At 71.9% G+C, this 12,628-nt stretch carries 12 protein-coding genes; 6 read left to right on the top strand and 6 right to left on the bottom strand.

All coding sequences use genetic code 11. The features are described from left to right. From ACXJKL_RS04295 to ACXJKL_RS04280, 4 genes are all read right to left on the bottom strand, one after another. Positions 1-1,560: acetyl-CoA carboxylase biotin carboxylase subunit (locus ACXJKL_RS04295; RefSeq protein WP_457205819.1), on the bottom strand; the 1,560-nt coding region annotated here is incomplete at its 3' end. 93 nt (positions 1,561-1,653) lie between these two features. Next, entirely contained in the window at positions 1,654-2,709 is a 1,056-nt protein-coding gene (locus ACXJKL_RS04290) for an ABC transporter ATP-binding protein (protein ID WP_457205818.1), read from the bottom strand. Then, a complete protein-coding gene (locus ACXJKL_RS04285; RefSeq protein ID WP_457205817.1) occupies positions 2,706-4,184 on the bottom strand; it encodes an ABC transporter permease in 1,479 nt (492 codons plus the stop codon). The genes ACXJKL_RS04290 and ACXJKL_RS04285 overlap by 4 nt, the downstream gene beginning before the upstream one ends. A 47-nt stretch (positions 4,185-4,231) precedes the next feature. Then, positions 4,232-5,260, bottom strand: coding sequence for an iron ABC transporter substrate-binding protein (locus ACXJKL_RS04280; protein ID WP_457205816.1), 1,029 nt, complete (start codon positions 5,258-5,260; stop codon positions 4,232-4,234). A 134-nt stretch (positions 5,261-5,394) separates the two neighbouring features. Here ACXJKL_RS04280 and ACXJKL_RS04275 point away from each other — a divergent pair, with 134 nt between their 5' ends. The 6 genes from ACXJKL_RS04275 to ACXJKL_RS04250 all read left to right on the top strand — a co-directional run bounded on the left by ACXJKL_RS04275 (position 5,395) and on the right by ACXJKL_RS04250 (position 10,598). Beyond that, the gene (locus tag ACXJKL_RS04275) at positions 5,395-6,591 is read left to right on the top strand and encodes an acyl-CoA dehydrogenase family protein (RefSeq protein ID WP_457205815.1); all 1,197 of its coding nucleotides are present in this window, start codon (positions 5,395-5,397) and stop codon (positions 6,589-6,591) included. A 67-nt stretch (positions 6,592-6,658) separates the two neighbouring features. Next, positions 6,659-7,135, top strand: a complete 477-nt coding sequence (locus tag ACXJKL_RS04270; RefSeq protein ID WP_457205814.1) for a GtrA family protein — start codon at positions 6,659-6,661, stop codon at positions 7,133-7,135. Between the two features lie 53 nt (positions 7,136-7,188). After that, positions 7,189-8,178: a Bug family tripartite tricarboxylate transporter substrate binding protein gene (locus ACXJKL_RS04265; protein ID WP_457205813.1), complete on the top strand. Its 990-nt coding sequence runs from the start codon at positions 7,189-7,191 to the stop codon at positions 8,176-8,178. Further along, complete coding sequence (locus ACXJKL_RS04260) at positions 8,178-8,690, top strand: tripartite tricarboxylate transporter TctB family protein (protein WP_457205812.1); 513 nt, start codon at positions 8,178-8,180, stop codon at positions 8,688-8,690. The genes ACXJKL_RS04265 and ACXJKL_RS04260 overlap by 1 nt, the downstream gene beginning before the upstream one ends. A gap of 1 nt (position 8,691) precedes the next feature. Next, a complete protein-coding gene (locus ACXJKL_RS04255; protein WP_457205811.1) occupies positions 8,692-10,209 on the top strand; it encodes a tripartite tricarboxylate transporter permease in 1,518 nt (505 codons plus the stop codon). Further along, a complete protein-coding gene (locus ACXJKL_RS04250) occupies positions 10,209-10,598 on the top strand; it encodes a universal stress protein (protein WP_457205810.1) in 390 nt (129 codons plus the stop codon). The genes ACXJKL_RS04255 and ACXJKL_RS04250 overlap by 1 nt, the downstream gene beginning before the upstream one ends. Here the strand turns inward: ACXJKL_RS04250 and ACXJKL_RS04245 are convergent. Beyond that, complete coding sequence (locus ACXJKL_RS04245; protein WP_457205809.1) at positions 10,585-11,199, bottom strand: Maf family protein; 615 nt, start codon at positions 11,197-11,199, stop codon at positions 10,585-10,587. The two genes, ACXJKL_RS04250 and ACXJKL_RS04245, sit on opposite strands and share 14 nt — an antisense overlap. Before the next feature lie 59 nt (positions 11,200-11,258). Next, positions 11,259-12,628 (bottom strand): DUF885 domain-containing protein (locus ACXJKL_RS04240; protein ID WP_457205808.1); only part of this gene is annotated, 1,370 nt, incomplete at its 5' end.

The following is a 12,628-nucleotide window of genomic DNA, read 5'->3' as shown; positions in this document are numbered from 1 at the left end:
GCCCGACGCGGCCGCGCCCGCCTTCTTGGCCGCCCGCTTGGGCTTCTTCGCCCCGGCCCCCGTGCCGCCGCCGGCGGACAGGCCGCCGAGGCCCGCGGGGAGCACGACCTCGAGGCGGCGTCCGCCGACCTCGACGGTGACCCGCTGGCGCTCGCCGGGCTCGTCGGCCTCGGCGTGGTCGCCGGCGTACGGCTCGATCTGGTTGTCGAAGTCGGTCTCGATCCAGGTCGTGTAGACCGTGAACTCGCCCTCGCCGGACGGCGTCGAGGCGCCGACGTACGCCGGGTCGGTGACGACCGCCTGGTGGAACGGGATGACCGTGGGCATGCCGTCGACGACGAACTCGGCCAGCGCGCGACGGGAGCGCTCGAGGGCCTGGGTGCGGTCGCGGCCGGTGACGATCAGCTTGGCGACGAGGGAGTCGAAGGCGCCGGGGATGGTCTCGCCCTCGAGGTAGCCGCCGTCGACGCGCACGCCGGGGCCGCTCGGCGGGGCCCACCGGGAGAGGGTCCCGGGGGCAGGCATGAAGTTGCGGCCGCCGTCCTCGGCGTTGATCCGGAACTCGATGGAGTGGCCGCGGATCTCGGGGTCGTCGTAGCCGAGCTCCTCACCGGCGGCGATGCGGAACATCTCGCGGACCAGGTCGATGCCGGTGACCTCCTCGGAGACCGGGTGCTCGACCTGGAGGCGGGTGTTGACCTCGAGGAAGGAGATGGTGCCGTCCTTGGCGACGAGGAACTCGCACGTCCCGGCGCCGACGTAGCCGGCCTCCTTGAGGATCGCCTTGGACGACGCGTAGAGCCTGCTCAGCTGGTCCTCGCTGAGGAACGGCGCGGGCGCCTCCTCGACGAGCTTCTGGTKSCGGCGCTGSAGCGAGCAGTCGCGGGTSGAGACSACCACGACGTTGCCGTGCTGGTCGGCSAGGCACTGGGTCTCGACGTGGCGGGGCTGGTCGAGGAACTTCTCGACCAGGCACTCGCCGCGGCCGAAGGCGGTGACGGCCTCCCGCACGGCGGACTCGTAGGCGTCGGGGATCTCCTCGAGCGTGCGGGCGACCTTGAGGCCGCGGCCGCCGCCGCCGAAGACCGCCTTGATCGCGACCGGGAGCCCGTTGGCCTCGGCGAACGCGACGACCTCGTCGGCGTCCTTGACCGGGTCCTTGGTGCCGGGGGCGAGCGGGGCGTCGGCCCGCTCGGCGATGTGCTTGGCCTTGGCCTTGTCGCCGAGCGCCTCGATCGCGGCCGGCGGGGGGCCGATCCAGATCAGCCCGGCGTCGATGACGGCCTGGGCGAAGTCGGCGTTCTCGGCGAGGAAGCCGTAGCCGGGGTGCACAGAATCAGCACCGGAGTCGGCGGCGATCTTGATGATCTTGGCGATGTCGAGGTAGGACTCGGCGGGCGTCGAGCCGTCGAGCGAGTGCGCCTCGTCGGCGAGCGTGACGAAGAGGGCGTCACGGTCGGGGTCGGCGTAGACCGCCACGCTCCCGATCCCGGCGTCCTTGCAGGCGCGGATGACGCGCACTGCGATCTCGCCACGGTTGGCGATGAGGACCTTCTGCAATCCCTGATGATCGGCCACGGAACACTCCAAGTCTGCTGCCTGCGATGCCGCTGGGCACACTATCGCCCCCGCGGTGCGGCGCCGACCCAGGTCTCAGTCGCGGACCGGGGCGGGGTAGGCGTGCACGGTCCCGCGCACGCCGATCCGCACCACGTCGCCGGCCGCGGGAGCCGTCGGTCCGGCCACCCGGGCCACGAGGGCCGCGCCACCCACGGTCAGCCGGATCGCCGCGTCGTGCCCGTAGAAGCTCACCTCGTCGACCCGTGCCCGGACGCCGTCCGGATCCAGGACGACCTGGTCGGGGCGGATCACCAGCACCAGGTCGTCGGCCGACGCCGGGTGGGTGAGCGTGACGTCGCCGAGCGCGCAGGTGGCGGCGACGCCCTGGCCCGCCCGCCCCGGCAGCGAGGTGGCACCACCTACGAAGCGGGCCAGCTCCGGGTCGTGCGGGGCGAGGTAGACGTCGGCGGGGGAGCCGGCCTGGATGAGCCGGCCCTCACGGAGGACGGCGACCTGGTCGGAGAGGGAGAGCGCCTCGGACTGGTCGTGGGTGACCAGCAGCCCGGTGGCCTGCGCGGCCCGGAGCGCGCGCGCCACCGCGCGTCCGGTCGACTCGCGCAGCGACGCGTCGAGGGAGGAGAAGGGCTCGTCGAGGAGCACCACGGTGGGACCCGGGGCGAGGGCGCGGGCCAGGGCGACGCGCTGCTGCTGGCCCCCCGAGAGCTCGTGCGGGGCCCGGCCACGGTAGGAGCGCGGGAGCTCGACGAGGTCCAGCATCTCCTCGATCCGCGCACCGGWGGTGCGCTCGCCGCGGGGCAGCCCGAAGCCGATGTTGCCGGCCACGTCGAGGTGCGGGAAGAGCGCGCCCTCCTGCGGGACGTAGCCCACCCGGCGGTCCTGCGGAGGGGTCGGTCGACCGGCGCCGGCCACGACCCGGTCGTCGAAGGTGATGGTGCCCGCGTCGGGGGTCAGGAACCCGGCGATCAGGCGCAGCAGGGTCGTCTTGCCGCAGCCGCTGGGTCCCAGCACCGCGGTGAGCGAGCCGTGCGGCACGTGCAGGCTGACGTCGTCGACCGCGAGGGTCGCCTCCTGTCCGGAGCCTGTCGACGGGAAGGACTTGCTCACCCCTGTCACGGTCAGCGCGCTCATGGGTGCAGTCTCTCCTGCCGCATGAGCAGCACCGTCGCGGGCACCGAGATGAGGACGAGGAGCAGGGCGTACGGGGCCGCCGCGCCGTACCGCAGCTCCGAGGAGGCCGACCAGAACTCGGTCGCCAGGGTGCGGGTGCCGATCGGGCTGAGCATCAGGGTGGCCGTGAGCTCGGTGGAGATGGCGAGGAAGACCAGCGCGGCGCCGGCGCCCAGGCTCGGCGCGATCAGCGGCAACGTGACCCGCCGTGCCGTCGCGATCGGCCCGGTGCCCAGGCTCTGCGCCACGTGGTCGAGCACCACGGGGGCCTGCTCGAGGCCGGAGCGCACCGACACCACCGCGCGGGGCAGGAAGAGGATCGCGTAGGCCACGACCAGCAGCAGGGCGGTCTGGTAGACGACCGGCACGAGGCGCAGGCTCGCCACGACCAGCGCCAGGCCGACCACGATGCCCGGCAGGGCGTTGGCGACGTACGTGCTCCGCTCGACGAGGGTGGTGAGCCGGCCGCGGTAGCGCACCGCCAACCACGCCACCGGCACCGCCGCGAGGGTGGTCGCGAGGGCTCCCAGGCCGGCCAGCACGACGGTCGAGCCGGTGGCGGAGAGCAGCTCGTCGAGGGGGAACTCGGTGGAGGTGCCCACCGCCAGCCAGTGCAGCAGGGCGTACGTCGGCACGCCGAGCGCGAGCACGACCAGCCCGGTGACGAGCAGCAGGAGGGGCCAGCGCAGGYCGCGCAGGGTGAGGGGCTCGGACAGGCGCGCCGTGCCCTGACCCACCCGGGCGTAGTGCCGGGTGCCGCGCAGGCGCAGCTCGGCGAGCAGCAGGAACAGGCACAGCAGCACCAGGACGCCAGCCATCGCGGTCGCCGCGGAGCCGTTGAAGGTGGAGCCGTACTGGTCGTAGATGGCGGTGGTGAAGGTCGGGAACCGGAGCAGGGCCAGCGCGCCGAACTCGGACAGCAGGTGCAGCCCGACGAGCAGCGTGCCGCCCAGCAGTGCGGGCCGCAGCTGGGGCAGGACCACCCGCGCGAACGTCTGCCACCGGGTGTGGCCGAGGGACCAGGAGGCCTCCTCCAGTGCCGGGTCGAGGCCACGCAGGGCGGCGACGGCGGGCAGGTAGACGAGGGGGTAATAGGAGAGCGTCACCACGAGCCAGGCCCCGCCGAAGCCGTGGATCGACCGGTCGAGGGACACCCAGGCGTAGCCGTTCACGAAGGCCGGCACGGCCAGCGGCGCGACGAGCAGCCCGTGCCACAGCCGGCGCCCGGGCAGGTCGGTGCGCTCCACGAGGAAGGCCAGCGCGACCCCCAGCACCGCGGTGGCGGCCATGGTGACCGCCGCCAGGCTGACGGTGTTGCGGAGCAGGTCCAGGATCCGCGGCCGGACGACGAGGTCCCAGAGCTCGGCCGGACCGATGATGACGATGTACGTCGCGACGTACAGCAGGGGGATCAKCGCGAGCAGCGCAACACCCACCCCTGCCGCGAGCAGCAGGGGTGGGGTCGAGGTGCGGGCGCCGGTCCTCAGAGCAGGCCGGCCTCGGTCATCAGCTCGGTCACCTTGGGACCGTTGAGGCTGGCGACGTCGACGGTCGGGGGCTCGAGCTCGTCGAAGGGCTTCACGTCCCGGTTGAGCTGGGCGTCCGGGTTCAGCGGGTACTCCAGCGCGTAGGACTCCGCCATGGCCTGCTGGGCGGTCGTGGAGGTCAGCCACTCGACGAACTCGCCGGCCGCCTCGGCGTGCTCCGAGCTCTTCAGGATGCCGGCGCCCGAGACCGACAGGAACGCGCCCGGGTCCTGGTCGCCGAAGAAGTACAGCTCGGAGCTGTCCGAGTCGGTGCCGTTCTCCTCGCGGTCGCGGTACCAGTAGTAGTGGTAGGCGATGCCGGCGTCGATCTCGCCCTCGTCGGCCGCCTGCATGACGACCAGGTTGTTCTGCAGCACGACGCCGTTGGCCGCGAGACCCTCGAGCCAGGTGCGGGTCGCGTCCTCGCCCTCGAGCTCGAGCACCGCCGACACGATGGCCTGGAAGTCGGCGCCCGTGGGGGAGAAGCCGACGCGGCCCTTCCACTCGGGATCGGCGAAGTCGAGGATGCTCTTCGGCAGGTCGGCCTCGGTGACGTTGTCGGTGTTGTACATGACCACCGTGGAGCGGGCCAGGAAGCCGGTCCAGGTGCCCGAGCTGGGGACGTACTGGGCGGGGATGTTGTCCAGCGCGGCCTGCGGCACGGGAGCGAAGAGGCCGGCGTTGTCGACGATGCTCATCGCCGGGGAGTTCTCGGTGAGGAACACGTCGGCGGGGGAGTCGTTGCCCTCCTCGACGATCTGGTTGGCCATCTCGAGGTCGCTGCCACTGCGGAGCTCGACGTCGAGGCCCGACTCCTCCTCGAAGAGCGGCACGATCTCGTCGAGGAGCTCCTCGTGCTGCGCGTTGTAGATCACCAGGTCGGGCGGGTTGATGATGCTGCAGGCGCCCAGGGGAGCGACCAGCAGCGCGGCGACGGTCGCGCCGGCCCATCGACGGGCGGTACGGCGCAGGGGGAGGGTCGGCATCGCAGGAGGGTCCTCGCGGTCGGCTGACGGTACGACGATTAGGGTCGGCTTACCTTAGTCGAGGGGGCGGCGGAGTCCGACATCGCGGCCATCTGGGGTTAGCGATCATTAACCAACGCGGCTAGTGTCTCCCCATGACCTTCGAGCTGTCCCCCGAGCACGAGCAGTTCCGTCGCAGCGTGCGCGAGTTCGCGCAGGCCCAGATCGCGCCGCACGCGGCGCAGTGGGACCGCGACCACCACTTCCCGACCGACGTGGTGCAGCAGATGGGCGACCTCGGCCTGATGGGCCTCACCGCCCCCGAGGAGTTCGGCGGCTCCGGCCTCGCCGGCGAGGACGGCGGCTTCACCTCGCTGTGCCTGGCCATCGAGGAGATCGGTCGCGTCGACCAGTCGATGGGGATCACCCTCGAGGCGGCGGTCGGCCTCGGCATCAACCCGATCCTGACCTTCGGCACCGACGAGCAGAAGCAGACGTGGCTGCCCGACCTCGTGTCGGGCCAGCGGCTCGCCGGCTTCGGGCTCACCGAGCCGGGCGCCGGCTCGGACGCCGGGGCGACCAGGACCAAGGCCGTGCTCGCCGACGGCGAGTGGATCGTCAACGGGTCCAAGCAGTTCATCACCAACTCCGGCTCCACGATCACCTCGCTGGTGACGGTGACCGCCCGCACCGGGGAGCGCGAGGGCGGCCGGCCCGAGATCTCGACGATCATGGTCCCCTCGGGGACGCCCGGCTTCACCGCCGAGAAGGCCTACGACAAGCTCGGCTGGCACGCCTCCGACACGCACCCGCTGTCCTTCGCGGACGCCCGGGTGCCCGAGTCGCACCTGCTCGGGGAGCGGGGGCGCGGCTACGCGCAGTTCCTCGCCACCCTCGACGACGGCCGCGTCGCGATCGCGGCGCTCGCCGTCGGCTGCATCCRGGCGTGCCTCGACCTGTCCCTGCAGTACGCCGGCGAGCGGCAGACCTTCGGCGGCCCGATCGGTCGCAAGCAGGGCGTCGCCTTCCAGATCAGCGACCTCCAGGTGATGCTCGACGCCTCGCGGCTGCTGACGTACAAGGCCGCCGCGATGAAGGACGCCATGGATGCCGGCCACCCGGTCTCCACCAAGGACTTCAAGCAGGCCGCGGCCGTCGCGAAGCTCTACGCCACCGAGTCGGCGGTCACCGCGACCCGCATCGCCACCCAGGTCTTCGGCGGCTACGGCTTCATGGAGGAGTACCCCGTCGTGCGCTTCTACCGCGACGCCAAGGTGCTCGAGATCGGTGAGGGCACCTCGGAGGTGCAGCGGATGCTCATCGCGCGGGGCCTCGGCCTGCCGGTCGAGTGAGCAACGCCTCCCGTCGCGACGCGCCGTGAGAAGCCGTTCCGGGCGGTGCGCGGGCTAGCCTTTCACCGTGACGCCGAGGGGACGCCGGCTGGCGGGGGAGATCTGGCGCTACCAGGCCGTCGGGCTGGTGGCGACCGTCGTCTCGGTGGTCCTCTTCAACCTGCTGGTGCACGGCTTCAACACCGAGGGCATGGCACCGCTCAACGACCAGCCGCAGACCGGCTACGTCATCGCCAACCTCGTCGGCACGGTGATCGCCTACCGGGGCACCCGGTCCTGGGCGTTCCGGCACCGCGACACCCGGCACCCCGACGGCGGCCGGACGGCGTTCGTAACGATCAGCCTCGTCACCATGCTCATCCCGATGGCGTGCCTGTGGATCAGCCGCAACGCCCTCGGGCTCGACGACCCGTACTCCGACAACGTCTCGGCGAACCTCATCGGGCTGGCCATGGCCAACGCGGCGCGCTTCGTGCTGACCCGCCAGCTCGTGTTCGACATCCGCGAGGAGATCGCCGAGGACGGCGTCACCACCCTCCCCTGACGCGGGACCGTGGCGCTCGACACATCACCCTCCCGAGGTGCACGATGTGGCGCATGAGACGTCTGGGACGACGGACGACGGCCCTCCTCGCGACCCTCGGGGTCGCGCTGTCCCTGGCCGGGTGCGGCGTCACCCGCGGCGACGACAGCCGCGACCTGCTGATGATCATCCCCAACAGTCCCGGGGGTGGGTACGACCAGACCGGCCGGGCCGCGGTGGGCGTCATGGAGGACAACGACGTCACCGGCGGCAGCTTCACGGTGGAGAACGTGATCGGGGCCGGGGGCGCGGCGGCCATGACCCAGCTCATCGGCGAGGCCGGCGACGAGCACACGATGATGACCGTGGGACTCGGCGTCGTCGGCTCGACGTACTCCTTCGCCAGCGGCTACGGCCCGCTCGACGCGACCCCGATCGCCCAGCTGATGAGCGAGCCGGAGGGCATCCTGGTGCCGGACGACTCGCCGTTCGAGACCGTCGACGACTTCGTCGAGGCGTGGAAGGCGGACCCTGGATCCCTGGCCATCGGCGGGGGCTCCTCGCCCGGCGGCCCGGACCACCTCTTCCCGATGCAGCTGGCCGACGAGGTCGGCATCGATCCCCAGGACGTCAACTACGTGTCCTACGACGGCGGTGGACCACTCACCAGCGCCCTGCTCGGCAGCAAGATCGACGCCGGGTTCTCCGGGCCTGCGGAGTTCCTCGGCAGCGTGGAGAACGGCGAGCTGCGGATGCTGGCCGTGTCGGGTGAGGAACGCTCCCCGCAGGACGCCTTCGCCGACGTGCCCACCCTGACCGAGTCGGGCATCGACCTGGTGTTCCTGAACTGGCGGGGGCTGCTCGCCCCGCCGGACATCTCCGACGAGCGACGCGACGAGCTCGTCGGCTATCTCGAGTCCATGCACGACACGTCGGAGTGGCAGGACACGCTCACCGAGAACGGCTGGACCGACGACTTCAAGACCGGTGACGACTTCGAGTCCTTCCTGCAGGAGCAGGACACCCGGGTCTCCACCACCCTGACGGATCTGGGGCTCATCTGATGGCCGACACCCGAGCACCTCGCACCGAGCCCGTCGAGGTCGACCGCGCGCAGTACGGCCTGGCGGCCGTCCTGGCGCTGGTCGGGCTCTGGACGATCATCGACGCCCGCGGCCTCAACGTCGGCTTCGGTGACCCCATCGGCCCGCGCGTCTTCCCCTACGTCGTGGGCGCGTCGATGATCGTGCTCGCCGTGCTCCTCGCGGTGGCCACCGCCCGCGGCGACGTGGCCGAGGGCGAGGAGGGCGAGGACGTCGACCTCACGAGCCCGGCCGACTGGCAGACCGTCGGCAAGCTGGCCGGGATCATGCTGCTCAACGTGCTGCTGGTCAACGTGCTCGGGTGGGCGGTCACCGGCGGGCTGCTGTTCGCGGGCTGCGCCTGGGCGCTGGGGTCGCGCACCCTGGTCCGCGACCTCGTCGTGGGCGTCGTGATGGCGGTGGCGACCTGGTACTTCTTCTACGTCGGCCTCGACGTGCCGCTGGCGCCCGGGATCCTGGACGGGGTGCTCTGAGATGGACACCCTGAACCTGCTCCTCGACGGCTTCGCCAGCGCGCTCACGCCGCAGAACCTGGCGTTCTGCGCGATCGGAGTGCTCCTGGGCACGTTCGTCGGCGTGCTGCCCGGCATCGGCCCGGCCATGGCCGTGGCACTGCTGCTGCCGCTGACCTTCGGCCTCGAGCCGACCCAGTCGTTCATCCTCTTCGCCGGCATCTACTACGGCGGCATGTACGGCGGGTCGACGACCTCGATCCTGCTCAACACCCCCGGCGAGTCCGCTTCGGTGATGACGGCCATCGAGGGCAACAAGATGGCCAAGAAGGGCCGTGCCGCCCAGGCGCTGGCCACCGCGGCGATCGGGTCCTTCATCGCCGGCACCATCGGCACCCTGCTCGTCGCGTTCTTCACCCCGAGCCTGGCGCGGGTCGCGGTCAACATCGGGGCGCCGTCGTTCTTCGCGATCATGCTGTTCTCCCTCGTGCTCGTCACCGCGGTGCTGGGCTCGTCCAAGCTGCGCGGCTTCATCGGGCTCTCGATCGGCCTCACCATCGGGCTCGTCGGTCTCGACCTCTCGACCGGCCAGGCGCGCCTCACCGGTGGGGTCCTCCAGCTCGCCGACGGCATCGACATCGTGGTGGTGGCCGTGGGCATCTTCGCGATCGGCGAGGCCATGTGGATCGCCGCCCACCTGCGCCGGGCCCCGCTCGACGTGATCCCGGTGGGGCGGCCCTTCATGAGCCGCGAGGACTGGTCGCGCTCGTGGAAGCCGTGGCTGCGCGGCACCGCCCTCGGCTTCCCGTTCGGCGCGCTGCCGGCCGGTGGCGCGGAGACGCCGACGTTCATGTCCTACGTGCTGGAGCGCAAGCTCTCGCGCAGGTCCGACGAGTTCGGCCACGGCGCCATCGAGGGCGTCGCCGGGCCGGAGGCGGCCAACAACGCGAGCGCCGCCGGCATGTTCGTGCCCCTGCTGGCCCTGGGCCTGCCGGTGACCGCGACGGCGGCGGTGCTGCTCGCCGCCATGCGCACCTACGGCATCGTGCCCGGGCCCACGCTGATGGCCGACCAGCCCGACCTGGTGTGGACGCTGCTCGCCAGCCTGCTCATCGGCAACACGCTGCTGCTGATCATCAACCTGCCGCTCGCACCGCTGTGGGCCAAGCTGCTGCGGATCCCGCGCCCGCAGCTCTACGCCGGGATCCTGTTCTTCGCCTCGCTGGGTGCCTATGCCGTGAACCAGAGCGCCTTCGACGTCGCGCTGCTGCTGGTCTTCGGCGCCGTCGGCTTCGCCGTACGCCGCTTCGGCATCCCGATCCTGCCACTCATCCTCGGGGTCATCATCGGTCCGCTCATGGAGACCAAGATGCGCGAGGCGCTCGACCTGTCGAACGGCGCGATCAGCGGGCTGTTCAACGAGCCRCTGGCCATCTTCGTCTACGTCCTCATCGTGCTCGCGCTGGTCGTCCCCACGGTCCTGTCCCGGGTCCGTGGCCCCGTGCCCCACCCCGTGTCCAACGAGTCGGAGGTCTCCTGATGGCGGTCGTGATCGGTTTCATCCCCGACGAGTACGGCGACGCCGCGCTCGCCTACGGCATCGGCGAGGCGCAGCGGCGCGGGACCCGCATCGTCATCGTCAACAGCACCAAGGGCGACGCCCTGGTCGACAAGCGCTACCTCGCGGAGGACGACAAGGTCACCCTCGAGGAGCAGCTGGCGGCCAGCGGGGTCGAGCACGAGCTGCGCCAGACGACGGGCAAGGACATCGCCGATGAGATCCTCGCCGTGGCCAAGGAGGTCGTCGCCGACGTGATCGTCATCGGGATCCGGCACCGCACCCCGGTCGGCAAGCTGATCATGGGCAGCGTCGCGCAGAGCGTCATCATCGACGCGACCTGCCCGGTGATCGCGGTCAAGCCGAACTGACGCCCGTCCCGTTCCACAGCGCGGTCCACGTGTGGCCGAGCTCGACGACCAGCTCGCGCAGCAGCGGCAGGCTGACGCCGACGACGTTGTGGTGATCGCCCTCGATCCGGGTGACGAACGCGCCACCGAGGCCGTCGACGGTGAAGGCTCCGGCCACCACCAGCGGCTCGCCGGTCGCGACGTACGCCGCGATCTCGTCGTCGCTCAGCTCGGCGAAGTGGACCGTCGTGCTCGCCGTCGCCGCGGCCACCCGCCCGGAGGACACCTCACGCAGGCAGTGCCCGGTGTGCAGCACCCCGACGCGGCCCCGCATCGCCCGCCACCGCTCGACGGCCACCGCCGCGGTGCCGGGCTTGCCCAGGGCCTCGCCGTCGAGCTCCAGCACCGAGTCGCAGCCCAGCACCAGCGCCCCGGTGGGCACGTCCTCGCGACCGGCCACCGCCGCACACTTCAGCTCGGCCAGCTGGAGGGCGAGCTCGGCCGGCGGCAGGCCGTCGAGCTGGGACTCGTCGACACCGCTGACGATCACCGTCGGGTCGACCCCGGCGGAGCGGAGGGTGGCCAGGCGGGCGGGGGAGGCGGAGGCGAGGACGAGCTGCATGGTGCCGACCCTAGGACGTCGCTCGACCTGTGGACCGAGCGCCCGGTGGGCCGAGCGCCCTACAGGCGGGCCAGGGCCGCCCGCAGCGGGTCGAGGCCGATCGAGCCGAGGTCGAGCGCGGCGCGGTGGAAGGCCTTGAGGTCGAAGTCGTCGCCCTGCCGGGCCCGCACGTCGTCGCGGGCCTGGAGCCAGATCCGCTCGCCGACCTTGTAGGAGGGCGCCTGCCCCGGCCAGCCGAGGTAGCGGTTGATCTCGAAGTCGAGGACGTCGGACTCGATCTGGCTGTGGATGCCGAGGAACTCGCGCCCCAGCTCGGGGGTCCACGGCTCGCCGGGGTGGAAGGCGCTGTGCCCGGTCCCCAGGGTGTTGTCGGCGGGGATGTCCAGCTCGAGGTGCATGCCGATGTCGACGATCACGCGCGCGGCCCGGAAGGACTGCGCGTCGAGCATGCCGAGGCGGTCGGCCGGGTCGGACAGGTGGCCGAGGTCGTCCATCAGCCGCTCGGCGTACAGGGCCCAGCCCTCGCCGTGRCCGCTGACCCAGCACATGAGGCGCTGCCAACGGTTGAGGCTCTCGCTGCGGTACGCCGTCTGCGCCACCTGCAGGTGGTGGCCCGGGACGCCCTCGTGGAAGACGGTCGTCACCTCGCGCCAGGGGTAGAAGTCCTCGATGCCGTCGGGCACCGACCACCACATGCGACCGGGGCGGACGAAGTCCTCGGAGGGACCGGTGTAGTAGATGCCGCCGTCGTTGGTGGGGGCCAGCATGCACTCGATGCGGCGGATCGGCTCGGGGATGTCGAAGTGCACGTCGGCCATCTCGGCCAGCGTGCGGTCGGCGAGCTCCTGCATCCAGTCCCGGAAGGCCTCGCGGCCGTGCACCACGCGAGCGGGGTCGGCGTCGAGGAGCGCGACCGCCTCGGCGACCGTGGCACCCGGCGCGATGCGGTCGGCGGTGGCGGCCATGTCGTCGGCCAGGCGCTGGAGCTCCTGCCACCCCCAGGCGTAGGTCTCCTCGAGGTCGACCGTGGCGCCGAGGAAGTAGCGGCTGGTCAGCTCGTAGTGCTCGCGGCCGACGGCCTCCTTGTCGCGGCCCTGCGGCTCGAGCTCGTCGGCGAGGAACAGCCCGAAGTCGGCGAACGCCCGGGTGGCCGCCCGGGCGTGCTGGCGCATCCGGTCGGCGAGCTCGCCGGTGGGGGCGCAGCGCTCGACGAGGCCGGCGAAGAAGTCGCCGCTCGCGCCCGTCTCGCCCGTCCAACCGCGGATCTGCTCGACGACCTTGGCGTACTGCGCGGACGCGGACACCCGGCCGCGGGCAGCCTCGTCGGCCAGGGTGACGCGGTAGCCCTGGACGGCGCCCGGGATCGCGGCGAGCCGGGCGTCGATGAGCTCGTGGGCCGCCGCACCGTCCGTGGACATCAGGTCGAAGA

Source organism: Nocardioides sp. P5_C9_2 (assembly GCF_054049555.1).
Note: the sequence above shows the minus strand (reverse complement) of the source record. Positions and strands in the feature narration are given on the sequence as shown.